The organism is Neobacillus citreus (genome assembly GCF_018343545.2).
Lineage (GTDB): Bacteria > Bacillota > Bacilli > Bacillales > Cytobacillaceae > Neobacillus > Neobacillus citreus.
Genome location: NZ_JAGYPE020000076.1, coordinates 1 through 24,257, shown reverse-complemented (window position 1 = coordinate 24,257; position 24,257 = coordinate 1). Strand labels below are relative to the sequence as shown.

The window sequence follows — 24,257 nt, the reverse complement described above, 5'->3', positions numbered from 1 at the left end:
CGGGAAGAATAGACCGCTTATTTTGACCGTAGCGCTTCTTTACTAGGGCTCACGGGAAGAATAGACTGCATATTTTTACCTGTGCGAAACTTTTTTGCATTCATGGGCAAAATAGATGCCTTATTAAAAACCTTTTTGCCTTCACCTAAGGCAGTTTGTCTTACAGATGGCAAGGTAAGGAGTGTTTTTTCAGTGGTCTCGAACCGCCCCCATGCCTCACTTGTGAATAAGTTACACCTTTTCTTACCAACTTAAGTATAATATACGAATTGGAAGAAGGGGTATTATGGCGAAGTTTTGTTATCGGTCATTCACCATCGTTTCGATATGCTTGGCCATATTATTAATGTCATCGTGTAGGCAGTCACAATCAAAAGGGGTGGACAAAATGGAAAAAACTCCTCGTGAAGTTTTAGGTTTTTACACAGAACAGGAAGGAACGTTTCCAGGGTCGCAGCCTACAGTGGACTCGCAATACAAAAGTTTAAGCAGCATCGCACCCTTTTGGTATAAGCTTGACGATAAAAGTCCGGGAAGTGTTATAAGTTCCGTTCAAGCAGATCATAAGACAAAGGTTATTCAGAGTGCTCATGAAAAAAAACTAAAGGTATATATGGTTGTACATAATCTGTTTTACGAAACCGTGGAGAAAGGCAAGCAGGTTGCGAGTGATGTACTCAATAATGAAAAAAACCGCGATGTTTTCATTCAGAACTTACGCAATGAAGTCAATCAGTTTAATTATGACGGAATTAATATTGACATGGAAAATTTGAATTTGACTGATCGGGATTCCTTTAGTCTAATGGTAAAAAATTTATCTGATACACTGCATCGTGATGGAAAAGTAGTGACGGTTTCAGTCCCGGCAAACACAGGTGATTCCCGTGCTAATCCCTGGTCACCATGGTTTGATTACGAAAAGCTTGGCCAATATTCAGATGGGTTAATGATTATGACGTACGATGAACATAACCCAAGAACAAAACCCGGTTCAACCGCCTCGGTCGACTGGACAGAAGCAACGATTCGTTATGCTTTGAAACATAAAGTCCCACCAGCAAAAATTTTACTCGGCATCGCTGGTTATGGATGGGACTGGGATACAACAGCAGGCAAAGGCAAGTATAGCTCTTATGAAGAGTTAATAGCAAAGAAAACAAAATATAAAGCTAAAGTTCTATGGGACTCCCATTCGAAAACACCTCATTTCAGTTATGTGGATCAAGAACAACATAGCCATCAGGTTTGGTTTGAGAATAGCGATAGTCTGGAGTATAAGCTAGACCTTGTTGAAAAATATAACTTACGGGGAATTGGGATTTGGCGGCTCGGTTTAGAAGACCCAGAGTACTGGAAGACGATTCCCGCGAAAATAAAAGTAAAAAAGTGAATTAGGCACGTTGAGACCAATTAATTTTGATAATATTTAATAATTATGAAAAAAATAGCCATAGGAAAGGAGGGAGTGCGAATGTCTGTAAAAAAGTGGTTAGCTGGATTGGCTGTTATGTTTGCGATGGTATTAGTTGTAACAACTCCAAGCTCATTCAGTGTATTTGCCGAAACCGGCAAACTAACACAGCCTATTGAGTCAGCCAAAGCAATTGAGGTCGAGTTGAACGATGATTACTTTATGCCGAAAGACATCACTATTCCGAATGGGAGTACGACAACGTTACTATTGAAAAACAAAGGAAAGAAAAAGCACACCTTTACAGTGGAAAAACTCAAAATTGACGTTGAAGTCCTGCCGGGAACAGAAAAAACCATTACTGTGAAACCGACTATGTCCGGTACATATGATCTGATATGTCGATATCATCTACAGGAAGGAATGGCCGGGAAAGTAATAGTCAAATAACAAGCAGGGCCAATCGGGCCTTGCTTTTTTTATGGGTAATGGTAACTGAAAAGGGGATAATAAAAGCATCTGATACGAGAGAGTGAAGAAGTTGAAAGCAGCCTATCCAAGTTATGATGAAATTCAAAAAATCGAATATAAGTTAACTGAAATGAAAAATGAATATTGGCTTCATCATGATTTGTTTACATTTCAATGGTGGCTGCTTTTGATAATTTTTATTCTTCCATGGATTATATGGTGGAGGTACGTTGATAAAGCTAGATTAAAGGAAATTATACTTTTTGGCACTTTATTAATGCTTTTGGTTGGACTGTTGGATGATATTGGTGTTAATGCTCACCTGTGGTCATATCCCTATAAATTGTTACAGGTGATACCAAGATTAGTCGCAGTTGATTACGGAATACTTATCGTGGCTCATATGACTGTTTATCAATTCTGCAAAACATGGAAATCATTTATCATTGTTAACTTAGTAATGGCAACTATTTTTACCTTTATATTTGAACCTTTGTCAGTTTGGCTTAACATTTATAAATTAGAAAGCTGGAAATACATCTATTCGCTTCCAATCTATGTTGCAAAGGCTGCACTTGTAAAATGGTTAGTTCAAGTAATAAATCGAAAATCTAAATCTATGTGATGGGGTGGAAAATTCATGGTTAAACACATACCCAAAATAACATCTGCTGAAATTTCGATGTTATGGAGTACCTATATTGGTGACACCATGTCTATTTGTGTTCTAAAACATTTTTTACAAACTTGCGAAGATCCGGACGTTAAACCTATTATTAAAATTGCGCTAAAGTTTTCCCAAGACCATGTGGCACAAATATCGGATTTATTTACAAAAGAAGGTATTCCTCTTCCAAATGGATTTGGGGACCAGGATGTGAACTTGCAAGCAAAGAAGCTTTTTTCGGATATAACATATTTGCGTTACTTACAGCATATGGGTAGAACGGGATTGAATTCCTATAGTTTGGCTAAGTCAATTTCTGCCCGTAAAGATGTCCGTGACTTATTCAAACAGTTTTATTCTCAAACCGAAATGTTATATGACCGTAATGCAGAACTGATGCAGGAAAAAGGGGTTTTTATCCGATCCCCTTATATTTCTTATCCTGATAAAATTGAGTACATAACAGAGAGAAAATTTCTTGGTGGTCTTATAGGTCATCGGCGACCGCTTCTTGGAATAGAAATTGCCCATTTAGGAATTAATATTGAAGTGGCAAATGTGGCCAAAACAATACTTTTAGGATTTAGCCAAGTTGCTCAATCTAAAAAAATTAGTGACTACTTTAAAGATGGATATGAATTAGGAAAGAAAATGGTGGAAGATTTTATGATAAAACTAAAAGAAGATGATAATTCATATCCCTCTACATGGGATTCTACTATTACCAATAGCACAGACCCACCTTTTTCCGATAAACTAATGTTATTTCATACAAGTGCACAAAGTGCTATTGGTCTTGGAGATTTTGGAATTGCCATAGCTTCATCATTTCGAAAGGACTTAACGGTTAATTATGAAGGCTACATTATTAGAGTCGGGGCCTTTGCTGAGGAAGGTGCAAAACTCTTAATTGATCATGGGTGGTTTGAAAAACCCCCCCAATCGATTGATAGAGAATCACTTAGAAATCAAAATATAGTGAAAAGGTAGAATACTTTATTTTAAAAAAGAGCGTAAAAAAAAGAGCATTATGTTCAAATTAATGGTACAGTTTAGTAAGAAAATTTTAAAGATGAATAGGAGAACAACATGATTGAGATAAAAAAATCTCCACTAAGCGATGGAGAATTCGATAGAGGAGTATTTGCTAAATGTGATATCAAAAAAGGAACGCTTTTACACGAAGCACCTGTCATTGCTTATCCAAATGAGGAGCATCAACATATAGAGAAAACCTTACTTGCTGATTACACTTTTGAGTATGGGATCAATCATTCTGCGATCCTTCTAGGTTATGGAATGTTGTTTAACCATTCATACGAGCCTAATGCATTTTATGAGATTAATTTTGATAATCATACCTTTGAGTTCTACGCTTACACAGATATAAAAGCAGGGGATGAAATTCTAATTAATTATAATGGGGAAGTGGATAACAAGGATCCACTGTGGTTTAATCAGGACTAGTTATTTTGATTCATTATTTTTTGGAAGAAATAAATAGGATAGAGATGCACAAATAAAAAAGAAATGGCTCTATTTTATGAGTCATTTCTTTTTTATTTACAAAATCGCTGATAAATTAGATGCAATTATAACTGAAATTTAAAGAATCCCTTAAACTTTCTAATTACAAACCTTTTCCAATATCACGTATTGGTGCTTGCAATGGAACAGACGGTGGTGCCAAAAGTGGAGCGACAGTCTCTCCGATTGTCGTATATCCGACTGGAGTAGTTTTTGGAATCGTTGCAGCTGACCCCGTACCAATTTGCAAAATTCCCGCATTGGCGATAATCCCGATTTTCAAAAACCTGATGTCAAATGTTTGTTCGAGATAACGATCCATATCCATCACCCGCCATCATTATATGCTAATAATTTAACTTTTATTTGCCATTTAGTTGAATTTTTTGGTTGGACTTATTCTAGTAATTAAATAGACTATTAGTAACTATCTGAAAAAGGTATATAATGGTCATGTAATGTTACTAAATTTTGTAAAACTCATTGATTAGTAAAAAAGGAAGGAGAAATGAAATGAGTAAGTTAAATGAACGAGTTGCGATCATTACAGGTGGGGCAGGCGGAATTGGTAAAGAAGCGGCCAAACGGTTCTTACAGGAAGGAGCAAACGTGGTTTTAGTTGATTTGTTACTAGAATCGCTTGAGCAAACAAAAGAAGAACTAATTCAATTTGGTGATGTACATATTGTCCAAGCAGACGTCTCAAAAGAAACTGATGTACATAACTATGTTAATCAAACGGTTGAACGTTTCGGGAAAATCGATATTTTCTTTAATAATGCAGGAATTGAAGGCAAAGTTCAGTCAATCATGGAAACGACTTTGGAGGATTTTGAGAAAGTACAGCGCGTAAACGTGAATGGTGTTTTCTTAGGATTGAAACACGTTCTTCCTGTTATGACCAAACAAGGTTATGGAAGTATCATTAATACATCGTCTGTTGCAGGGCTTGGAGGCTCTCCAGGAATGGCTCCTTATGTTACAAGCAAGCATGCGGTGGTTGGGCTAACCAAAGTGGCCGCGCTTGAGGCAGCTGGCGCGAACGTTCGAGTGAACTCCATCCATCCTTCGCCAGTCAATACGAGAATGATGCGGTCTTTAGAAAGCGGAGTTAGTCCGGATAACCCTGGGGGTGCAAAAGCAAAATTTGCCAAAAGCATACCGCTTAAACGGTACGGAGAAGTCGCTGACATTGCTAATTTAGTATTATTCCTAGCTTCTGATGAGAGTGCTTTCATCACAGGTGCCCAATATCGAATCGACGGCGGCATGGGTGCATTTTAACCTGAAACAAAACCTCAAACTCATACAATAGTTTGAGGTTTTGTTTTTTGAAAAGGAGAATTGGTGCCCGGAACAGAGAAAAGTGGGCCGGTTCGGCATCAATAAAACCAAACAAACGACAGTACAGATTAAGTATCAAACAACGTCCCACTTAACGCATCAATATACCTGTCCGCTGACTTCTGTACTGCTATTTTGGCATCTTTTTTGACTATGCCATGAAAAGCATTATACAATCTGTCAAATTTCAATTTTTTTACGATATTGGCCATCTCACGCACTTTAGATGCAGGCAGTGGGATCAGATTAGGGTAACTATACATAAAGCTGACCCAGTTTTTGTCGGCGACAACTTGGATGATATCACCTGACAGTAAAATTCCCTTTTGCTCATTCCCATCCTTCCATTCTAAAACTGATCCACCTTTAAAATGTCCGCCTAGACGGTGAATAATGACCCCTTTATGCAATTCAAGGGATTCACCTGACCAGAAAAGAATCTTATCGCTTGGCCTCATGACCCATTCTTTATCATCCTCATGTATATAAATCGGCACATCGAATAGCTCTGCCCATTCAACTTGTGCAGAGTAATAATGCGGATGGGATAGTGCAATTCCCTGCAGTCCACCCAAATCCTTCATCTTTTTAATGGTACTTTCGTCAATAAAAGTGATACAATCCCATAATAAATTGAAACCCGCACTTTGGACCAAATAAGCAGTTTGACCAATTCCGAACTTTGGAATAGTGGTTATGCTGAATAGACCTTTTTCCTCAAAAGTAAACCTATTTTGATAGCCTTCATTAGCCATTTTCTCCAACGTGGTCCACGACTGCCCATTCGGATTTACATACTGCCTTTCCTCATTACAAATCGGACATTGCTCTGGTTCTGCCATTGAACTTTCATACTGAACACCACAAGTCTCGCAAATATAATTTTTCAGAGGTAATTCACCCTTTCCAAAAAAAGGATATACATAAAATTATATTTAGCGGGACTTTCGAATAGACTTTCGTGTAAATTTTTTACAGTATATTCCAATTTTGACTTCACTAGAAAAAATTAACAATAATTTTATTATGTAAACCGAAATCAGTGATAAGAAAAATACTATGAAATGAATCTGTAACATAATTAAAATATGCATGTTCTAATTTTCAGAATATAATGTAACTACAATAGTTGCTAAATGAAGTTGGTGGTTTTTAAGGACAAAACAGTGGAAAGGGGGCATGATCGATGGATATTTGTATTTCATGTGGTGAGGAATTATCAGTTATGGAGAGAAATCGTGCGGAATGCTGGGAGTGCAAAGATAAAACATCGGAAGCATATACAGAAGGAGAATGACATGGTAATGGATATTTGTGTGATGATCTAAAGCCAGTTTGCCTTTTAAAGGTGCTGGCTTTTGCTTTTCACACCTGTAATAAAGTAACTATATTGTAAAAATAAAATACTCTATTTTTCCTCCTAAACTCCTTATTCACTCATACACATGAGATAAGGAGGTATTTCCATTGAATCCGCTAAAAATCATCCCACTAAAATTTATTTATCGTTCTGTCCTAGTTGTTCTATTAATGTTCTTCACTATTTCATTGGTTGTTGTGTTAAAAGTAAATATTACTTCCCTAAAAATGAGTAATTCTATCGGAATCTTAAATGGACAGAAACTCTTTGTTGAATTTTTCAAAGCCGAGAACCATTCCTTTTTCCGAAAATTGAATACTCCTGTTTTTACCATCCCAAAAATAACAAATGTAGCATTCCAAATAGCAACCACCATCAAACCAACAGATATAAGAACGTACTTAGGCAATGAAATACCTGGATTAAGAATGCATGAAACAGAGATCGTCGTAGCCGGGGAGGGGACTAACCTAAGGAACCTTCCGAAAGAATCGGCTCCTCCAAATAAGGCTTTATTAAAGGAGAGACAAGCATCTGAAGAGAAATTAAAAGAAAATCAACGAACCGACGATGGCCAGCTTAAAAATCCCGAAAACAAAACCGTATTTATTTATCAATCCCATAGCTGGGAGTCATTCCTTCCAGTTTTAAATGATGCAAAAATACCTAACGATGCCATAAGCTCGGATGAAAGAGTAAATGTGATTGGGTTAGGAAATCGTTTAGCAAGTGATTTAATGAGTAAAGGAATCGGCGTTGAGCATGACAAATCAAATATGACGCAAGAATTATTGAAAAAAGGATGGGAATCAACAAAAGCATATACAGAATCCCGAGAGATTGTCGAAGCTGCAACAGCCAATAATCACCAATTAAAATATTTTATTGATATACACCGTGATTCGCTAGGAAAAGAAATTACGACTAAAACGATCAATGGTACAAGCTATGCAAGGCTCTATTTTGTAGTAGGAAAAGAAAACAAAAATTACCTCGAAAATCTGGAGGTGGCCAAAGAACTGAACGGAGAGTTAGAAAAAAAATATCCTGGGATCAGTAGAGGAGTATTTCTAAAAACGTATAAGGATGGGAACGGTGTATACAATCAAGATCTATCAAATAAGGCAATGCTGCTAGAAATTGGTGGAGTAGATAATAATTTGAATGAACTTCATAATACGATTGATGTATTTGCGGAGATACTTGCAAATTATTATTGGAAATCAAATGAATCCAAAGTAGTGAATGGCAGTGGTTAAGCAGTTCGAAGCCAGCAAACAGATCATCAAAATGATGGTCTGTTTTGTTATTAACTTTCTACCTTAGATTGCTCTTTTCGTTCCTGTAAAATCTCTTGGATGATTTCGATATGAACGGAAGCCCAAGATTTTTCATGAAAGTGAAGAATCACGCTCATGGTAAGGATGAATATATAGGCGAAAGCAAAGTAAATCCAAAGTACACTTCCCTCTTTGAAGAGAAATTTTTGTAATTGCTCTGAAAAGAGAAGTAGCAGCCATGGGCCAGAAGATACAAGAATAGGTATAATGCCGGAGCCATTTTTCTCTTTTATCATGCATAAATATATTTTTTTTAATGTAGGGCTATCAATAGAAATGTAAAAGTTTTGAATTTGTTCGATTTGGTCAATTTCCCTTACTGATTTAAATGATTGTTCATTGTTCAATGCCCTTTTTAGCTTCAGGTAAATTTTGTGAGCATCTCCTCGAAATGAAAACATATGAAAACATTTTCCTCCATCAACATCATTACTAGAAGGCTTTACAAATATCGTTTCGTCTATTCAGGTTCCATTACAACTATTATTTAAGCAAAAACGGAGAATCAACTAATTCTCCGTTTTTTTATTTAGAAAATACTTTTACTAAAAAAGGGAATCCTAACAAAAAGTTCGTGGAGTGAGACGGATGTCGTTTTTTTCAAAATTGAAAGGGTTGCAGCAAACCCAAAAGGAAAATAGAAAAGTTTTTTTAGGGGCGGATTTTGATGCGCGAATGGAATGGTTTAAAGAAACCTTCCATCAAAGTATTGACATCACCTTTCACGAATTAACAGCCAATCAAACGCGCTGCGGTATTGTGTTTATACAGTGTATGGTGGATCAGCAAGTCTTTGATGAGCAAGTGTTAAAATATATTGTTTCGCCGAACTTTGCTTCATCACCAAGTGAATTGATTCATAAAGTTCTGGATTTACAGTCCATTAGTACAATGTGTACCAGCGTCCTTTCTGATATGGAGGAAGCTGCAGAAACGATATTAGATGGAAAAATTATTGTCTTTTTCGAAGGTGACAGTCGGATGATCGCCTTTCCTTTAACAAACTTCGAAAAGCGGACCGGTAGTGAAACCACGAATGAAAATGTCATCAGGGGGCCAAGAGAGGCATTTTTGGAGGATATACATACGAATGTCACCATGGTTCGGAGAAGAATAAAATCCCCTGCCTTAAAAATGGAACAACTTGTCATCGGAGATTATACAAAAACAAAGGTCATTATTAGTTATATTGAAGGGCTTTGTCGAGATGATTTAATAGCAGAAGTGAAACAAAGGATAAACAGGATTAAAATCGATGGCGTTTTAGCGAGCAGCTATATTGAGGAGTGTATTGACGATCGTCCCTTATCACCGTTTCCTCAATCACAAAAAACGGAACGTCCAGATGTGGCGGCCGCAGCCTTGCTGGAAGGAAGGGTGGTTATATTTGTGGATGGTGACCCCATTCCACTTATAGCACCTGTAAATTTTTACATGTTTCTCCAAGCTGCTGAAGATTATTATCAACGATATTTTCTTACTAGTTTTATTCGCCTGCTTCGATACGGCTGGTTAATCGTTTCACTAACCTTCCCATCCTTTTATATCGCTATTACCACCTTTCATCCGGAAATGATTCCTACTAGTTTATTATTAAGTGTTGCTGCATCACGGGAAAATGTCCCGTTTCCAAGTATTGTGGAAGCGTTATTGATGGAACTGGCCTTTGAAGGTTTACGGGAAGCAGGTATTCGCACTCCAAAAGCGGTAGGGCAGGCAATTGGGATCTTAGGTGCGATTATCATCGGCCAAGCTGCAGTACAGGCAGGAATTGTTTCTGCCATTATGGTGATCATTGTTTCGATTACCGGGATTGCCTCCTTCGTTATACCTGGTTACGATTTAGGCTTTTCCGTCCGGTTGCTTCGCTTTCCACTTATGTTTTTAGCGGGCACATTTGGAATATTCGGTTTAATGATTGGTGTTATTTTAATTTATATTCATGTGGTAAGCATACGTTCGTTTGGCATGCCCTATCTTTCACCAACAGCGCCGCTTAGAACTAGCGATTTAAAGGATATTTTCATCCGCGCTCCATGGTGGAAGATGCAGCGCCGGCCCTCCTTTTCCGGGTCAAATGATCGTATTCGTTCCAATATCGAGAAATCCATATTCGAGGATGATGAAGATTAATGAAAAGACTCAAAAGCCTCATCTTATTATGCCCTTTTGTTTTAACCGGCTGCTGGTCACAATATGAACTTAATGAGCGCGCTTTTGTCGCCGGCATTTACGTTGATAAGGCCGCAAATGGCCACATGGAGATAAGCCTATCTTTTTCCCTGCCTAATCGCCTTGTCCCTAGTGATCTCGGCGGTGCCGGTACAACCGGAAAACCATATTCGCTACAATCTGCAACTGGAAAAACTTTTACAGAAGCCTATAAGAAAATACAAGCCACCCTGACCAGAAATATTAGCTGGGGGCATACGCGGATCATTATCATCAGCGAAGAAATGGCGAGGGACGGTATCAGGGATATATTGGAATTTGTTCTCCGCGAACCAAATTTGAATATCAATCAAACTTTATTAATTGCACCAGGAAAAGCAAAAGATATCGAAGAATTGACTCCGATATTTGAACGATTTCCAACCACCATTCCCATATCATTTGCCCAAAGAAAGGTGACAGTCGATACAACACCAAAAGACTTCCTTGAAACATCTAACGGCGATATGATTGTCGGCATTTTAACAAAGAAAACAATAAAAATGCTTAGTGAGGGAGGGAAAGAAGGGCTTTTTGTCAGTCCTGGGGAGATGGCTTTGTTTCATAATTATAAAATGGTCGGGAAATTAGACGCGAAAGTGGGCCGAGGGGCGTTCTGGCTTCGTAACCTGATAAAAGGTGCCGAAGTAACTATAAAAGCCCCGGCCGATCAACAGTTAATCAGTTTATTAGTCATGGACGCACATACAAAGATCCGCCCTTCTAAAAAAGATCCGTTCACTTTTAATGTGGATATAAAAGCGGAAGGGAATATTTCTGAATCTCAATCCAAAATGAGTTTAACAAATGAAAAACAAATGGCGCAACTTGAGCATGTAGCTGAAAAGCAAATCCAGAATAGAATTAAAGCCACTTTAAAGTCTTCTCAAGAGGTTAAAGCGGATGTTTTCCAATTCAGTGAATACTTATCCTGGCACAAACCAAAAATATGGAAAATGGTTAAGAAAGATTGGCCTGAATCTTATCATGAAAAAGTAAAAATGAATGTTCAGGTTGATTTGCATATTAAACGACTAGGTGCTGAAAACAATTCATTCTGGGAAAAGGAAAAGAGTTCATGATTTTAATTATCATAGGATTTCTCATTATTTTTGGTTATGAGTGGGCGTATTTAAAAAGTAAAAAACGGAAAAAAAGAACCTTTTGGATTGTCCTTTGTACCCTAGGGGCTTCCTGTATTTATTGCCTTTCTACTGTATTATTCGAGCATATGCCCAGTCCAAGTGATATGATTCAGTTCCTTTTTGAACCGATTCAACAGAAAATTTTAGGTTAGGTGGACCCCTTTGAAGACAGAACAGATCACTCAAAATCAATTAATGCTTTTTTTCATTCTTTATTTTTACTCCACATTGGTTGGTTTTGCTGCCAGTCACCTGATTTACCTATCTCAATACGATTCAGTGCTTGTTATTTGTTTAAGCGGTTTAGTAGGAATTACTTTTGCCTATTTTGTCATAAAACTGGCGAAGCGAAGGCCTAACGAATTTTTTGTCCACTATGGAAGTGAGATACTTCCCAAATGGATTCATATACCCATTATGGTGATTTTATTCGTGTCCTTCCTGCAAATGAGTGCAATGATTTTAAGAGAATACGAAGATTTTATCGTTCAGACCTATCTCCCGAGAACACCTAACTGGGCGGTCGGCTGCATGTTTGGAATGGTTGTAGCGGTCACCGCTCGATTAGGATTTGAAAATTTATTCCGAATCGCTCAAGGGCTATTCTACCTTGTTATTCTAGGTAATATTGGAAACGCTATTTTTATTGGCAAGGAATTGCAATGGGACCGATGGATCGCTTTTATTACGAACCATAGCGGACAAGGAATTTTTTTGGGCAGCTTCCAGACTGCTCCATCTTTTGGAGAAGTCATTATTTTGCTCTTTATATTTCCATATTTAACTCAAAAGCATAAAACACTAAAGTCAATTACTTGGGCGACTTTTTTTTCTGTTCTATTTATTGCACAAAATATTATTTGGCTTTTATTGCTTTTTGGTCCGAATTTATCTAGTCATCTTACTTATCCGATGTTAGAGATGATTCGTTACATTCGAATTGCAGATTTCATTCAAAACTTGGATCATTTATTAATTTCGATTTGGGCAACCATGGTTTTTATGAAGGTTACCATATTATTTACGATTTCTGTTCAAATTCTTGCCCAACTATTTCGTTTAAAAGATTACCGCCCTCTGACGTTTTCGTTAGCAGCAGTTATGGTCGCATTATCGATAAACACGGCAAGCGGAACTTCAGAACTAACTAGCTTCCTTTACTACGTATGGCCAACTTTTTCATACTGTTTAGAGTTCGTTCCTTTACTTTATTTATTAGTAGACACAATTAAACAATCCTATAAGAAAAACAAAATAGGTAACAAATTGAAGACTTAAAAGGGCAAGGAGACTGAAACGTATATGGACGGCGGTTAATGGCTCACTTCTTAAAGAATTTTCTCACGTAAGATGAAACGTCTTTAAATATGGGTTGATATAGTTTGTATGTTTTAACTGCCTCATCAACGGTTTCCATGAGCAATATAACATCTACTTGGTTAAGAAGATGGTCGATTTGGTTGTACTGGTTGTGAACCTGTGGGGGGGGTTGGGTACTGTTTGCCCCAAACAACCAAGGATCCCTTTGCGGTGCATGAGAAGGTTCATGGTGGTCTGGGAATTCTTCTGTTTGATTCGTAATATCTTCTTCGATGACTCTTCGTTTCTTCCCGAACATTAGATTTGTAAAGGGATCGGCATCATCCTGTGGAGGCTTATGTTCTTTTTCAAACTCCATAATGCTTTTATCTTCCTTTCTTACCATTTCTTCTACAATAAATTATGCTTTGTTTTCAATCGGGGTGTGGACAAATATATGGGCCTTTCACTTGTGGCTATATTACTGGTGAAAAAACAAGATATCAATTGTCGGAATTTTCGAATTTATCTATACTAATATTAGTATTAAATTCAAGGGGGAGACCAGATTGGCAACAAAAGTAGGAGACGTAATTAAGTTTGAACGGACATTCAAACAAGAAGATGTTGAAATGTTTACAAAAGTATCTATGGATAAAGGGAATCATCATATTACTCCAGATGAACAGGGGAGACTTGTTGTTCAAGGATTGTTAACTGCTACATTACCGACAAAGGTTGGCGGAGATTACAATGTGCTTGCTCGTACGATGAATTTTGAGTTTTTAAGACCAGTTTTTACGGGAGATACGATAATTTGTGAAGTAACAATTGAGCAGTTTGAAAAACAAGAGAATAATAGAACCGCCATTATGGCTACTTTCTTATGCACAAATCAGAATGAGAAACTAGTATTGAAGGGAAACTTTGCGGGCGTGATATTATAAAAATTAATCATTCTTCGCCTAAACGGCTTGAGGCTATTGGAAATTGCGGTATGATATCTAAGATTATTTAAAACAGAAAAAAAGGATGGAGTCCTGTCTAGTCTACAGGATTCCAGCCTTTTTTATTTTAATCAATCTGCGGTTAGGAAACGACCAACGTAGCTTCGAAAGGAGTATCTTCGCTGGAGGTACCAAGGTATACCGTGTATTCACCAGGCTTCACTACAAAGTCATGTTCGCAGTAGTCCCACACACTCATCGGATGATTTGTCGCGGACGGATCAATCGTAATGGTAGCCTCGTGTGACTGCTCCGGCTCGAGAAACACCTTCTGGAACCCGACCAGGCGCTTAGGCGGCTGCCCCGTGACGGGAATGCCCAAATAGACCTGGACAACCTCGGCCCCTGCGACCTTCCCAGTATTGGTCACGGTAACCTTCACCGTAATCGGGGACTTGCCGTCTACTTGAGCCGGCGTTACCGAGAATTCGGAAAGCTCAAAGGACGTGTAGGACAAGCCAAATCCGAACGGAAATAGCGGCTTGATGCCCTGAGACTGGAACCAGCGATATCCCATGTTGAGGCCCTCAGAGTAACGGATGACAGGGAAGCCATTGCCCTCGTCGGTGCCAGGATAGCGTTCAGGGTGGCCGGCGTAAATGAGATCGTTCTCGGATGCTGCGTAGGTAGTAGGCACCTTGCCAGATGGATTGACAACACCGAAAAGCAGATCGGCAACGACGTGACCATCTTCAGTACCTTGATTCCACGCTTCAAGAACCGCCTTAGCCTTGGTGATCCATGGCATCATTACGGGGCTGCTATCTTTCATGACCACAACTGTGTGCTGGTTGACATCCAGGAGTTCGGTGAGCATCTGGTTCTGATCGTTAAGCATATTCGGGCTCGGTAAATCGGCACCCTCGGATGCAACCAAGCCAGCCATCAGGATAACCAGGTCGGCTTCTTTGGCGGCTGACTTCGCCTCTTCAAGGTTCGACAGGTCTTTGGCGACGGTCACCTTGCTGACCTTCGCTTCCGAACCAAGGCCGTGCAAGACTTCCTGCATTCCCTCTACCGGTGGAATGGTGTAAAGCGGGTCAACCTTGGACGAGCCGCCGCCGCCATTGCAGGCATCGTCGACAAACTCGGATTGGCCGATGATAACGATGGTGCCGTAAGCTTTCGGGTCAAGCGGCAGCATTCCGCCTTCGTTTTTCAGAAGAACGGCTGTCTGGGAGCCGATTTTCCGGGAGATGGCACCATGGCCTTTAGCGTCGATGACGCCCGGGTTGTAAGGACGTTCGAACTGTCCGAAACGGAACATCTGGGTAAAGCGGCGAACCAACGCCCGGTTGACGGTCTGAATCTCGAGACTCGTGTCCTCGAGCGCATTCTTTACGTTGGTCTCGTTGCACCACTTGGCATCTGGCATTTCATGGTCCATGCCTGCGGTCAGCGACGCGGCAGTAGAGCGGCAGGACCAGAAATCGGACTGTATGTAGCCTTTAAAACCCCACTCGTCACGAAGAATGTCATTGAGTAAGTAGCGGTTCTCGGTGGCGTAAGTGCCACGAACGCGATTGTAGGCGCTCATGATTGCAGCAATGTCGGCGTCCTTGACCAGCATTTCGAACGGCAGCAGGTAGAGCTCTCGGAGCACATGCTCATCCACTTCGACATTGGCACGGAAGCGCTCATACTCCTGATCGTTGACCACATAATGCTTTCCCATGGCAATAACGTTGTGCGTTTGGATTGCCTTTGCTACCTCAACACCCATTACCCCAGAGAGGTACGGATCCTCAGAGAAGTACTCGAAGTTGCGGCCGGCAATCGGGGTTCTGTGAAGACAAACACCCGGACCTTCGAGCACGTGCTGCCCGAGCGTCGCGGTCTCCGAACCGATGATGTCCCCGTAATCACGGGCAAGCTCAGGATCAAAACCAGCAGCCAGACCAATAGTCATCGGCAATGCGGTAGCAGGCGGGCTCGGGTGCCCGTCACCCATGCCCACACCCACTGGGCCGTTGGTAATCCGAAAACGCGGGATACCAAGTTCCTCGATACCCTTTACATGGCGCTGCACTTGGATCTGGGCCATGAGCTTGTCATATTCCTCTGGGCTCATCGCATTCATTTCTTCCATTGACGGTAAGGCGTAGATGTTAATCGTCTCCATTGCTCCGTGAAGCTGGGCAATCTTCTGCTCCAAGGTCATTGCCGCTACAAGCTTCTCAGCACGTTCACGCGGTGACAATGACTGATCCATCCACGGAAAGTTACCATTGCGATGAGAGCTTTGTGTTGACTCATTCAGTTCAGGGTTTAAAGTATGTTCATTGTTCATGGGAGAACTCACCTCAAATAATATTTTTTCAAATAAATTAATAGTAACGTAGTACCTGAGCGACTTGATAATGCCTTAAATACAAGAACATTGCACATCTTCATAATTTTTACCATCTTGCAATTGATATATGTATTAGCGATAGAGGTTTGGGAGAATGGGCCTTAAGATCGTTACCTTCATTACGGAATACTAACTAACAAGATGAAGAAATATAAAATAGTCCGAACTTAAATGGAGGAAACATCTAATGAAAAAATTACTTTCAGTTATCTTAACAATAGGATTGTTAACTGGTTGTGGTAAAACAGCAACACAAGAGAAGAGCTCAGAGCAACCAAAGAAAGAAAAAGTAGCAATGAAAAGTGAAAAGATAAACGTGGTTAAAAAGGAACAACCAGGAGAACCAGTAGAACAGAATAAACAACCATCCAATAATAATCAAGCACAACAACCAAAGCAAGAGGAGAATAAGAAAGTTGAACAAACACCACAATTAACTCAAAAGCCTGGAAATCAACCTGTAGAAAAGCCAAAACCACAAGGAATACAAACACCACAAACAGAACAAAAACCGGAAGAGGTACAGCCGAAACCACAAGAAATTAAACAAGAACCTGAACAACCAGCTCCAGTTGAAAAGCCAGTAAAGCAAGAGCCAGTCGTTCCTCCAAAAACCCAGCAACAACAATTTAAAAAATATGTAGATAGTGGACACTGGACATTAACCACTAACACAGACTATCTCAATAATCATAAACTATATGTATACGGAGTAGAAAGCGCAGAAGAAAACTTCGTAGGAAACTACGTAAAGAGGTATATAGAACAAAACATTGCAGGTAAACCAGTAACAGTTACAACCTATCAAGTGGGGAACGGAATAAAAACCTATAAATTCTCTTGGTGATGCATGGGGACGGTTCTCGTGCATCATTATATTTAAATTCAGATGCACTAAAGCTCATGAAGGAACGAACTTGCAGCGTTGCTCAAATTACCATTATAAGTTAGAGGTAGAGTTTGTTGGAATTAAACTATATCCCAATGGAAATCATAAGCGAAAATGCGGGAAAAGGAGATTAGTTATGACCACCGATAAAGATTTAAATCCAATGAATGTGATGAAACCAATCAATTTTAGTTCATATTCATTAAATGAGAGCCAACCTTTAACGACGTTTGAAATGGGTAAACTATGGGCTACATATATGGGAAACAGTATGTCAATTCAAATCTTAAGTTATTTTCTTCAGCATTGCGAGGACGAAGAAATTAAAACGCTATTGGAAAATGGTTTAGCTTTATCAGAGGATTTCATACAAAGGATCGAAGGATTTTTTAATAAAGATAATTTCCCTATACCGATTGGATTTACAAAAGATGATGTAAATCTTGGTGCCCCACGTTTATACTTCGATGAATTTTACGTTCACTATTTAAAATATGCTGCAAAGGCAGGTATGAGCCTTTACGCAGTTGCAGTTCCATTGGTAATGAGGGAGGATATTAGAGAATTCTTTATTTATTGTAATCAATGTACAACTGTCTTGTTAGGGCAAATTAATAATGTTTTAATGGGAAAAAAACTAATTGTAAACCCTCCTATCATTCCGACACCAGATGGAATTGAAAAAATTGATAAACAAAGTTTCTTAAACGGTTATTTTGGAGAAGTCCGGCCATTACAGGCATTAGAAATTATTCATCTTTGGGATAACATTGAGACTAACACAACAAGTATGGCGTTATTATTGGGATTTCATCAGATTGTTAAAGATGAAAAAATAAAAGCTTTATTCAAGCGAGGTTTAAACATGACTGATAAAGCGGTAAAGCAGTATAAGGAAAAACTTCACATTGAACAGATTCAATCACCAGCGTACTTAGGTCATTTGGTTACAACCTCTACATATCCTCCTTTTTCCGATAAAATAATGCTGTTTCATAAAGTGGATATGTTCGCAATGAAGATAAGGGCATTTGGAAACTCATTGGCGGTAACGGCAAGAAGAGATATAGATATGTTGTATGTAAGAACTTTAATAAACATAGGCTTATTTGTTGACGACGGCATGAATATCCTAATTGAAAAAGGTTGGTTGGAATCACCGCCAAAAGCGCATGACAGGGTTTAACAATCGGAACAAATTGAACAACTTTCAAATGTAAGCTAGTCAAAAAATAAGGCGGTTTTTCCATTTAAGAAGGGGAGATTACAGTCTCCCTTGCATTGCTGGCGGTGGTAACTTGGTTAGTAATGATTGTCTTCGCCAACATTCCAAAAAGGTTTACTCTTACGGAAATAATCTTCCTATATATTGTAAGTTCCATCATGATCGTGACTTGAAAGAGTGCTTGACGGATTATAATAAAGAAAGGAGAGAAATGGATGGATTCAATATGGCTGGAGTACGCTTGGGCATTGTTAATTCTAATCGGATTAGAGGGATTGTTATCGGCTGACAATGCTCTAGTGCTAGCAGTAATTGCAAAACATTTACCGGAAGATCAGAAAAAAAGAGCTATAAATTACGGAATCATTTTAGCATTTGCTTTTCGGTTTATTGCACTTTTTGCGATTTCATTTATTGCAAATGTTTGGCAGATACAGGCGATAGGTGCAGTTTATCTTCTGTACTTAGGATTAAAGCACATCATTCAAGCACGATTCGGCAAAGAAAATGAGAACATCCACAAGGACGATGAAAAGGAATCCGCAGGCAAAGGTTTTGGGCCAACAGTTGGAAAGATTGCAATAGCTGACCTCGCTTTTGCAATAGATTCGATTCTAGCTGCGGTTGCTCTCGCTCTGGGTCTTCCAGATACACCTTTAGACAAATTCGGAGGTATGGACGGAGGTCAGTTCTTAGTTGTTCTTATTGGTGGTGTTGCTGGCCTCATCTTGATTAAGTTTGCAGCAACCTGGTTTGTGAAACTTCTTGAAAAACGTCCAGCCTTGGAAATTACAGCATATGTAATTGTTGCCTGGGTTGGTGTCAAACTGGCTGTAATCACCCTAGCACATGAAGATATGGGGTTCTTAAATCATGATTTTCCACACAGTACAGCTTGGACGCTGATTTTTTATGGAGTATTAGTCGCTATTGCCCTAATTGGTTGGTTTGCTCCTGGAAATAGATCATTACAGGCGAATGCTAAAGGAAGTAAATGAAAGATGCATGGGGACGGTTCTCGTGCATCAATAAATTTGAATCCAGAAGCACTGAAGCTCATGATGGGATGAACTTATTGATCCACAAAGACCGACCATCAATATTGGCTCCCAAATAGGGAGCCGTCTTATTATCTTAAAAGAAGAAAATTCGATTACTTATTTGTTCTTTATCTCATTATAAAGTGCAACAATAATATCAATATTATTATCAATAAAATTCAGTCGTTCTCTTGAAACCTGTGACCACTCGCTAGATAGATGGCTTGATGATAAAATATGTCTGAGGCTAAATGTATAGGTGTGATGCAATTCTGAAATCAGATAGCTAATGCCTGCATGAGGGTCCTTACTCACAATGCTTTCGACATCCTTCTTTAACCAATCTGGAGCTACCTCAACGGATTTCTTTAAAAGTAGTTCATACTCTTCATTAAACATGATTTTTCTCCTTAATATAAGTTTTCATCATGTTTTTTATCATACAATATCTTAGGTCACATTGCTAATGGTGTGTCCATTAGTTCACCACAGGGATTAATTGGTTACACTTCATCAGAACTGTTTCCCAGCTTATTATCTTAATTAATTTCTTCCATAATCTGCTGAATGTAATAGGAGGGAATGGCTGCACCAATGATTTCTTTGGTGGAAATTTCCGGGTTTTGCAATGTGGCAAAGATGACTCCGATGACTTGCCCCTCTTGATTAATCACCGGACTGCCGCTATTTCCCTTGTAAATCGGCGCCTTAATCATCATAACCGGAATATCCAATCCGTTCACTAGGACCGGACTTATGAAAGTTCCTTCATTGGCAATCTGCGTATAAGCTAAAGGATTGCCGATAAAAATAATTTTCTCGCCCGCCCAAGTCTCCCAGTCTTTTTCAGCGGCAATCGACAGGACGGGCAGTTTTTTTGCCTTTTCAATTTCAACAATGGCAAGGTCCCATTCCGGCCGTTTGGCAATGACCTTACCTGCAAAGGAATCCCCGTTGCTAAAATGCGCATTCACTCGATTCGATTTTTCAACAACATGTTCATTAGTGATAATTAACCCATCTGGAGCGATATTAAAGCCAGTTCCCTTAACACCGTCCCATTCCAGAGTGACGACGGCTTTTTTGTATTTTTTCACTTCCGGTTTCTTCGAAAGCTGATTAGACACCTTCACAAAACGAATGGCAGGCAGATTAAAGACATCAAACCACATCCCTAATCCGCTGATTAACATGGCAAACACAAGCAGTGAACTGACTATTTTAGCAGCAATTTTTCTTCGCTTTTTCCGCTTTGCTTTATCCTTTTCCCATTCTTTTGCTTCTTCTTCAGTAAAAAAAGCTTCCCAATCCGGCTGTTCTTCATGAAAATCCTGATTTTCCTTGTCCATGTGGATCCTCCATAAAAAGGTTCGGTATATTCCTATTATATCGGTTTACGTAAAGAAAATGGCGTTAAGAATGGTTTCACGATACAATAGATTGGAATGTAAGGAACAAGGAGAATGAACATGAATGGTAAAGAAATCGAAGAATTGAAAGTGGAATTAAACCGTGTAAAGGAACAAAATCAGGAGTTATTCCAAACCATAGTTGAACCAGGGTTACATAGCAAAGTTCAGGAATTTTTAGATAGCTTTGAGGATTATTTTCGTGAAAGGGGCTTTGTGATTCGAAAAAAGAACGATAAGGTTAGAGTTTCATTCGATGACCTTCATCTAAAAGCTTTTTCGGACGGCGGTCGGGATATTTTTATCATGAGAGGAAAAGAGCAGATTGCCTCTGTAACCGTTAAATTTATTGGCGAAGGTAAGAAGGGTATTCAGAGCCAAATGGATGATTCGTTGGACCAGCTGGAAAAAGAAATGGAAAAAGAAAAATCATTTACAGATAACCTGAAAAATCCCGTATTTTATTACACAGGAAGGGATTTTGGCTATAAATACGAAACTCCATTATCCGTTCTTGATAGCATTTTTGGGATATGACCAGTTGAAAACTTGAAATAATGGAACAAGTTAGAGATTAATGTGAAAGGACAACAGTCGTAATCAAACTGTTGTCCTTAAGTAACCGGCACCAATTTTTAATCCAAAATGGACGGCCCTTTATTTAACTTGATATCGCTTTTTTAAAAAGCACCCTAAATTTCTCACTATCTTCTGTAGTAAAAGGTTTTGGCCCCTTTGTCCGCTTTCCGCTTTTTCGGGCCATTGCACTTAAATAACGTGCTTGAAGTAATTGGTCAATATTTTCATTTGTATAGCTATACCCAGTATGGTGAAGGACCGTACACTTTTTTGCTAAACCTAGTGAAGCAAGACCATAATCTTGCGTAACAATGATATCTCCTTTTTCTGCTAACTTCATAATCCGATAATCCGCAGCATCTGCTCCCGAATCAACATAAATTGTTTCCACTCCTGCTGGTTTTTCCGCATTAGAAAAATGTGAAAAGCTCGTAACAAGGATCACAGGAATATCAGCCTTCGTACCTTCAGAAATAATAATATCTTTTACCGGACAAGCATCAGCATCAACATATATTTTCATCTTATCCTCCAGAGTTTTGTTCCACTTGTATCATAATTTTGGTTGCATAATGTTCCTTATGATTCATTACAACTGTATCATAAATATATTCCTCAAAAACATACTCTCCTAAGGCTAAATTTAAACGTTCCATTTCTGAAAAAAAACGCTTATAGGTTTTATGTAATGTTTTCTCATCCCCAATATGATACCCAATAAGAAAATCACCTTTCACAGCCTGGAAATAGGGATATCCAACCTTTGGATGGGGCTGCTCAATATATAAGTAGCTATAATTAGAGAATTCTCCCTTCATTACATGCTCCCGTTTTGTTATACCACCTATTGGATATCCTGAATCAAGTTGGGATATGTTCAATTCATTAATAAAATCTGAAATAACCTCTACAAATTCTTCATCCGTTATATTTTCAATGTTTCTACTTAGATAAAGTGTTGCTTCTGGTAATTGTTTAAGCGTCATTTGTTGAAAATCAAGGTGCGACGCTTCTTCCATTATGGCTATTTTAGCATCGATCATTTTTTCCTTCATTTCAATCTCCTGACGCTTTTTTACAATCTCTTGTTTTTGTTGATACATTAACGATAAAAAACTTTCAGGCGATTTATTATTCATGTATTGTTGAATATCATTTAGCGACATACCAAGATCCTTTAATAAATCAATAACAAAAAATAGCTCTATTTGGTGAATGGAGTAATAACGATAGCCTTTTTCATTTTTCCAGAGGGGAGACAAAAGTCCAATTTGATCATAATAAAAGAGTGTCTGTTTGTTTACTTTACAAAGCTTCGCAAATTCCCCAGTAGTTAAATACTTGCCATTTTTTTTATCCATTTTTTACAGCACCGCCCTTGACTATATAGTAACTATATACACTAGGATGGAAATTGTAAACAAATGATGATAAACAAAATGAAGTGGTTTGCTGTAGTTAGTTTTGTTAAGGAGAATGTAAAAAATGAAGAATAATAAGGTCACCTTAGGATTATTATTAATGAATTTATTCATAGCCTTTTTAGGAATTGGTCTTGTCATTCCAGTCTTACCGACATTGATGAATGAATTAGACATTACGGGAACAACAGTTGGTTATTTAACAGCGGCGTTTGCTATTGCTCAATTGATTGTTTCGCCATTTGCAGGGAAGGCAGCAGATCAATTCGGCAGGAAAATTATGATTGTCATTGGCTTATTTATTTTCGGCATCTCGGAATTTTTATTTGGGATTGGCAAAGACATTCAAATGCTAATTATTTCTCGTCTTTTAGGCGGAATTAGTGCTGCGTTCATCATGCCAGCTGTGACAGCTTTTATTGCTGATATTACAAATTTGGATACTCGTCCGAAGGCATTAGGCTATATGTCTGCCGCGATTAGTACAGGATTTATTATTGGGCCCGGCATTGGTGGATTTTTAGCGGAATTTGGAACACGTATCCCATTCTTCTTTGCAGGAGCACTGGGAACTATTGCAGCTATACTTTCTATCCTTTTATTATCTGAGCCTAATCGTCATGAAAATAGCCATAAACAAGTCTCAGATGGGAAGGTTGGTTTCAAACGTATTATGGACCCAAAATATTTCCTAGCGTTTCTGTTAATTTTTATTGCCTCATTTGGTTTAGCAGCTTTCGAATCGTTCTTTAGTCTATTTGTAGACCACAAATTTCAATTTAAACCATCCGATATTGCAATAGTCATCACGGGTGGTGCTGTCCTTGGTGCAGTTTCACAAGTCGTATTATTTGATAGGCTAACACGAATCTGGGGTGAAATTAAACTGATTCAATATAGCCTCATTTTATCAGCCATACTTGTCTTTTTAATGACGGTTGTTCATTCCTATTTCTCAATATTACTTGTTACATTTCTTGTTTTTGTTGGATTCGATTTATTTCGTCCGGCAGTTACTTCATATCTTTCAAATATCGCCGGGAACGAACAAGGTTTTGTCGGCGGAATGAACTCTATGTATACAAGTTTAGCAAACATAAGTGGCCCCATTCTAGGGGGGATCTTATTTGATATAGATATCAACTACCCATACTATTTTGCGACTTTGATCTTATTCCTGGGAATCGTTCTTACATTATTTTGGAAGAAGCAAGCCAATAATTCTTCAAAAGAAGTGAAGGCTAGAGTAGCTAATTAGTCGAATTGAATTAAACTTTATGTGGAAATTATTTTGTTTTCGGTTGTGACTATATAGAAGTGAGGCATTCATCATGAAAGACAAAGTTCAAAAAACTTATACATCATGATAAAAATTGTGGCGGGGTAGGGGCGAATGATATAATAAAGGTGTACAGCTGCATAGCGGGGTGAGAAGTGGCCGTGAACTTTCTTTTGTGGAAGGTGGTGGTATTAACCGACTTCCTCTGAAGGGGGGTGAGGCCGCTGATGGTTACTTTTGTTGAAGCAATGACTCTGATGTTTGGATTTGGAATGTT

26 protein-coding genes are annotated in these 24,257 nt (G+C 38.7%); 16 read left to right on the top strand and 10 right to left on the bottom strand.

Annotated elements, in window-relative coordinates; genetic code table 11:
• Positions 1 to 388 precede the first annotated feature (388 nt).
• The 5 genes from KHB02_RS26240 to KHB02_RS26220 all read left to right on the top strand — a co-directional run bounded on the left by KHB02_RS26240 (position 389) and on the right by KHB02_RS26220 (position 4,019).
• Positions 389 to 1,393: a glycosyl hydrolase family 18 protein gene (locus tag KHB02_RS26240; RefSeq protein ID WP_241114106.1), complete on the top strand. Its 1,005-nt coding sequence runs from the start codon at positions 389 to 391 to the stop codon at positions 1,391 to 1,393.
• A gap of 81 nt (positions 1,394 to 1,474) precedes the next feature.
• Positions 1,475 to 1,864: a cupredoxin domain-containing protein gene (locus tag KHB02_RS26235; protein WP_213145635.1), complete on the top strand. Its 390-nt coding sequence runs from the start codon at positions 1,475 to 1,477 to the stop codon at positions 1,862 to 1,864.
• 91 nt (positions 1,865 to 1,955) lie between these two features.
• Positions 1,956 to 2,510, top strand: coding sequence for a CBO0543 family protein (locus KHB02_RS26230; protein ID WP_213145636.1), 555 nt, complete (start codon positions 1,956 to 1,958; stop codon positions 2,508 to 2,510).
• Positions 2,511 to 2,525: 15 nt separating this feature from the next.
• The gene (locus tag KHB02_RS26225) at positions 2,526 to 3,542 is read left to right on the top strand and encodes a DUF3231 family protein (RefSeq protein WP_213145637.1); all 1,017 of its coding nucleotides are present in this window, start codon (positions 2,526 to 2,528) and stop codon (positions 3,540 to 3,542) included.
• A 99-nt stretch (positions 3,543 to 3,641) separates the two neighbouring features.
• Positions 3,642 to 4,019 carry an SET domain-containing protein gene (locus KHB02_RS26220; RefSeq protein WP_213145638.1) on the top strand — a complete coding sequence of 126 codons (378 nt, stop codon included), beginning with the start codon at positions 3,642 to 3,644 and terminating at the stop codon, positions 4,017 to 4,019.
• Positions 4,020 to 4,182: 163 nt separating this feature from the next.
• On the opposite strand, the gene KHB02_RS26215 is transcribed toward KHB02_RS26220, so the two are convergent.
• Positions 4,183 to 4,401, bottom strand: a complete 219-nt coding sequence (locus KHB02_RS26215; RefSeq protein ID WP_213145639.1) for a hypothetical protein — start codon at positions 4,399 to 4,401, stop codon at positions 4,183 to 4,185.
• A 191-nt stretch (positions 4,402 to 4,592) separates the two neighbouring features.
• On the opposite strand from KHB02_RS26215, the gene KHB02_RS26210 reads away from it, so the two are divergent.
• Positions 4,593 to 5,363 (top strand): SDR family NAD(P)-dependent oxidoreductase, encoded by a 771-nt coding sequence (locus KHB02_RS26210; RefSeq protein ID WP_213145640.1) that lies wholly within the window; start codon positions 4,593 to 4,595, stop codon positions 5,361 to 5,363.
• 128 nt (positions 5,364 to 5,491) lie between these two features.
• Here KHB02_RS26210 and KHB02_RS26205 read toward each other — a convergent pair whose 3' ends face one another.
• Entirely contained in the window at positions 5,492 to 6,313 is an 822-nt protein-coding gene (locus tag KHB02_RS26205; protein WP_213146053.1) for a hypothetical protein, read from the bottom strand.
• 577 nt (positions 6,314 to 6,890) lie between these two features.
• Between KHB02_RS26205 and spoIIP the strand changes: the two genes are divergently transcribed.
• On the top strand, positions 6,891 to 8,042 hold the full coding sequence (gene spoIIP / locus KHB02_RS26200) for a stage II sporulation protein P (RefSeq protein ID WP_213145641.1): 1,152 nt from the start codon (positions 6,891 to 6,893) through the stop codon (positions 8,040 to 8,042).
• 50 nt (positions 8,043 to 8,092) lie between these two features.
• Here spoIIP and KHB02_RS26195 read toward each other — a convergent pair whose 3' ends face one another.
• Positions 8,093 to 8,470 (bottom strand): hypothetical protein, encoded by a 378-nt coding sequence (locus KHB02_RS26195; RefSeq protein WP_241114105.1) that lies wholly within the window; start codon positions 8,468 to 8,470, stop codon positions 8,093 to 8,095.
• Positions 8,471 to 8,711: 241 nt separating this feature from the next.
• Here KHB02_RS26195 and KHB02_RS26190 point away from each other — a divergent pair, with 241 nt between their 5' ends.
• From KHB02_RS26190 to KHB02_RS26180, 3 genes are all read left to right on the top strand, one after another.
• The gene (locus KHB02_RS26190; RefSeq protein ID WP_213145643.1) at positions 8,712 to 10,256 is read left to right on the top strand and encodes a spore germination protein; all 1,545 of its coding nucleotides are present in this window, start codon (positions 8,712 to 8,714) and stop codon (positions 10,254 to 10,256) included.
• Positions 10,256 to 11,416, top strand: a complete 1,161-nt coding sequence (locus KHB02_RS26185; protein WP_213145644.1) for a Ger(x)C family spore germination protein — start codon at positions 10,256 to 10,258, stop codon at positions 11,414 to 11,416. Before KHB02_RS26190 ends, KHB02_RS26185 begins: the two co-directional genes overlap by 1 nt.
• A 225-nt stretch (positions 11,417 to 11,641) precedes the next feature.
• On the top strand, positions 11,642 to 12,757 hold the full coding sequence (locus tag KHB02_RS26180) for a GerAB/ArcD/ProY family transporter (RefSeq protein WP_213145645.1): 1,116 nt from the start codon (positions 11,642 to 11,644) through the stop codon (positions 12,755 to 12,757).
• A 43-nt stretch (positions 12,758 to 12,800) separates the two neighbouring features.
• On the opposite strand, the gene KHB02_RS26175 is transcribed toward KHB02_RS26180, so the two are convergent.
• Complete coding sequence (locus KHB02_RS26175; RefSeq protein WP_213145646.1) at positions 12,801 to 13,184, bottom strand: hypothetical protein; 384 nt, start codon at positions 13,182 to 13,184, stop codon at positions 12,801 to 12,803.
• A gap of 163 nt (positions 13,185 to 13,347) precedes the next feature.
• On the opposite strand from KHB02_RS26175, the gene KHB02_RS26170 reads away from it, so the two are divergent.
• Positions 13,348 to 13,725 carry an FAS1-like dehydratase domain-containing protein gene (locus tag KHB02_RS26170; RefSeq protein WP_213145647.1) on the top strand — a complete coding sequence of 126 codons (378 nt, stop codon included), beginning with the start codon at positions 13,348 to 13,350 and terminating at the stop codon, positions 13,723 to 13,725.
• Positions 13,726 to 13,867: 142 nt separating this feature from the next.
• Here KHB02_RS26170 and KHB02_RS26165 read toward each other — a convergent pair whose 3' ends face one another.
• Positions 13,868 to 16,075, bottom strand: a complete 2,208-nt coding sequence (locus KHB02_RS26165) for a glycoside hydrolase family 3 protein (protein ID WP_213145648.1) — start codon at positions 16,073 to 16,075, stop codon at positions 13,868 to 13,870.
• A gap of 250 nt (positions 16,076 to 16,325) precedes the next feature.
• Here KHB02_RS26165 and KHB02_RS26160 point away from each other — a divergent pair, with 250 nt between their 5' ends.
• The 3 genes from KHB02_RS26160 to KHB02_RS26150 all read left to right on the top strand — a co-directional run bounded on the left by KHB02_RS26160 (position 16,326) and on the right by KHB02_RS26150 (position 19,250).
• Positions 16,326 to 16,985, top strand: coding sequence for a hypothetical protein (locus tag KHB02_RS26160; RefSeq protein ID WP_213145649.1), 660 nt, complete (start codon positions 16,326 to 16,328; stop codon positions 16,983 to 16,985).
• A 178-nt stretch (positions 16,986 to 17,163) separates the two neighbouring features.
• Positions 17,164 to 18,213, top strand: coding sequence for a DUF3231 family protein (locus KHB02_RS26155; RefSeq protein WP_241114104.1), 1,050 nt, complete (start codon positions 17,164 to 17,166; stop codon positions 18,211 to 18,213).
• A gap of 254 nt (positions 18,214 to 18,467) precedes the next feature.
• Positions 18,468 to 19,250: a TerC family protein gene (locus tag KHB02_RS26150; RefSeq protein WP_213145650.1), complete on the top strand. Its 783-nt coding sequence runs from the start codon at positions 18,468 to 18,470 to the stop codon at positions 19,248 to 19,250.
• A gap of 159 nt (positions 19,251 to 19,409) precedes the next feature.
• Here the strand turns inward: KHB02_RS26150 and KHB02_RS26145 are convergent, their stop codons facing one another.
• Both KHB02_RS26145 and KHB02_RS26140 read right to left on the bottom strand, forming a co-directional pair.
• Complete coding sequence (locus KHB02_RS26145; RefSeq protein ID WP_213145651.1) at positions 19,410 to 19,691, bottom strand: hypothetical protein; 282 nt, start codon at positions 19,689 to 19,691, stop codon at positions 19,410 to 19,412.
• 140 nt (positions 19,692 to 19,831) lie between these two features.
• Positions 19,832 to 20,641: a S1C family serine protease gene (locus KHB02_RS26140; RefSeq protein WP_213145652.1), complete on the bottom strand. Its 810-nt coding sequence runs from the start codon at positions 20,639 to 20,641 to the stop codon at positions 19,832 to 19,834.
• 120 nt (positions 20,642 to 20,761) lie between these two features.
• Between KHB02_RS26140 and KHB02_RS26135 the strand changes: the two genes are divergently transcribed.
• On the top strand, positions 20,762 to 21,238 hold the full coding sequence (locus KHB02_RS26135) for a hypothetical protein (protein WP_213145653.1): 477 nt from the start codon (positions 20,762 to 20,764) through the stop codon (positions 21,236 to 21,238).
• Positions 21,239 to 21,362: 124 nt separating this feature from the next.
• Here KHB02_RS26135 and KHB02_RS26130 read toward each other — a convergent pair whose 3' ends face one another.
• Positions 21,363 to 21,803, bottom strand: a complete 441-nt coding sequence (locus KHB02_RS26130) for a YaiI/YqxD family protein (protein WP_213145654.1) — start codon at positions 21,801 to 21,803, stop codon at positions 21,363 to 21,365.
• 1 nt (position 21,804) lies between these two features.
• Positions 21,805 to 22,641 carry a MerR family transcriptional regulator gene (locus tag KHB02_RS26125; RefSeq protein WP_213145655.1) on the bottom strand — a complete coding sequence of 279 codons (837 nt, stop codon included), beginning with the start codon at positions 22,639 to 22,641 and terminating at the stop codon, positions 21,805 to 21,807.
• Positions 22,642 to 22,765: 124 nt separating this feature from the next.
• On the opposite strand from KHB02_RS26125, the gene norA reads away from it, so the two are divergent.
• The gene (gene norA, locus KHB02_RS26120) at positions 22,766 to 23,959 is read left to right on the top strand and encodes a multidrug efflux MFS transporter NorA (protein WP_213145656.1); all 1,194 of its coding nucleotides are present in this window, start codon (positions 22,766 to 22,768) and stop codon (positions 23,957 to 23,959) included.
• A 103-nt stretch (positions 23,960 to 24,062) separates the two neighbouring features.
• Here norA and KHB02_RS26115 read toward each other — a convergent pair.
• The coding region (locus KHB02_RS26115) for a hypothetical protein (protein WP_241114103.1) at positions 24,063 to 24,257 on the bottom strand (195 nt) is incomplete at its 5' end.

Bases quoted from the DNA above. Each gene is read 5' to 3' on its own strand.
- KHB02_RS26240 (WP_241114106.1), top strand. From the start codon at position 389: ATGGAAAAAACTCCTCGTGAAGTTTTAGGTTTTTACACAGAACAGGAA.
- KHB02_RS26130 (WP_213145654.1), bottom strand. From the start codon at position 21,803: ATGAAAATATATGTTGATGCTGATGCTTGTCCGGTAAAAGATATTATT.
- KHB02_RS26190 (WP_213145643.1), top strand. From the start codon at position 8,712: ATGTCGTTTTTTTCAAAATTGAAAGGGTTGCAGCAAACCCAAAAGGAA.
- KHB02_RS26210 (WP_213145640.1), top strand. From the start codon at position 4,593: ATGAGTAAGTTAAATGAACGAGTTGCGATCATTACAGGTGGGGCAGGC.
- KHB02_RS26220 (WP_213145638.1), top strand. From the start codon at position 3,642: ATGATTGAGATAAAAAAATCTCCACTAAGCGATGGAGAATTCGATAGA.
- KHB02_RS26140 (WP_213145652.1), bottom strand. From the start codon at position 20,641: ATGGACAAGGAAAATCAGGATTTTCATGAAGAACAGCCGGATTGGGAA.
- KHB02_RS26160 (WP_213145649.1), top strand. From the start codon at position 16,326: ATGAAAAAATTACTTTCAGTTATCTTAACAATAGGATTGTTAACTGGT.
- KHB02_RS26145 (WP_213145651.1), bottom strand. From the start codon at position 19,691: ATGTTTAATGAAGAGTATGAACTACTTTTAAAGAAATCCGTTGAGGTA.
- KHB02_RS26215 (WP_213145639.1), bottom strand. From the start codon at position 4,401: ATGGATCGTTATCTCGAACAAACATTTGACATCAGGTTTTTGAAAATC.
- KHB02_RS26165 (WP_213145648.1), bottom strand. From the start codon at position 16,075: ATGAACAATGAACATACTTTAAACCCTGAACTGAATGAGTCAACACAA.
- KHB02_RS26185 (WP_213145644.1), top strand. From the start codon at position 10,256: ATGAAAAGACTCAAAAGCCTCATCTTATTATGCCCTTTTGTTTTAACC.
- norA (WP_213145656.1), top strand. From the start codon at position 22,766: ATGAAGAATAATAAGGTCACCTTAGGATTATTATTAATGAATTTATTC.
- KHB02_RS26175 (WP_213145646.1), bottom strand. From the start codon at position 13,184: ATGGTAAGAAAGGAAGATAAAAGCATTATGGAGTTTGAAAAAGAACAT.
- KHB02_RS26150 (WP_213145650.1), top strand. From the start codon at position 18,468: ATGGATTCAATATGGCTGGAGTACGCTTGGGCATTGTTAATTCTAATC.
- KHB02_RS26235 (WP_213145635.1), top strand. From the start codon at position 1,475: ATGTCTGTAAAAAAGTGGTTAGCTGGATTGGCTGTTATGTTTGCGATG.
- KHB02_RS26225 (WP_213145637.1), top strand. From the start codon at position 2,526: ATGGTTAAACACATACCCAAAATAACATCTGCTGAAATTTCGATGTTA.
- KHB02_RS26155 (WP_241114104.1), top strand. From the start codon at position 17,164: ATGACCACCGATAAAGATTTAAATCCAATGAATGTGATGAAACCAATC.
- KHB02_RS26125 (WP_213145655.1), bottom strand. From the start codon at position 22,641: ATGGATAAAAAAAATGGCAAGTATTTAACTACTGGGGAATTTGCGAAG.
- KHB02_RS26135 (WP_213145653.1), top strand. From the start codon at position 20,762: ATGAATGGTAAAGAAATCGAAGAATTGAAAGTGGAATTAAACCGTGTA.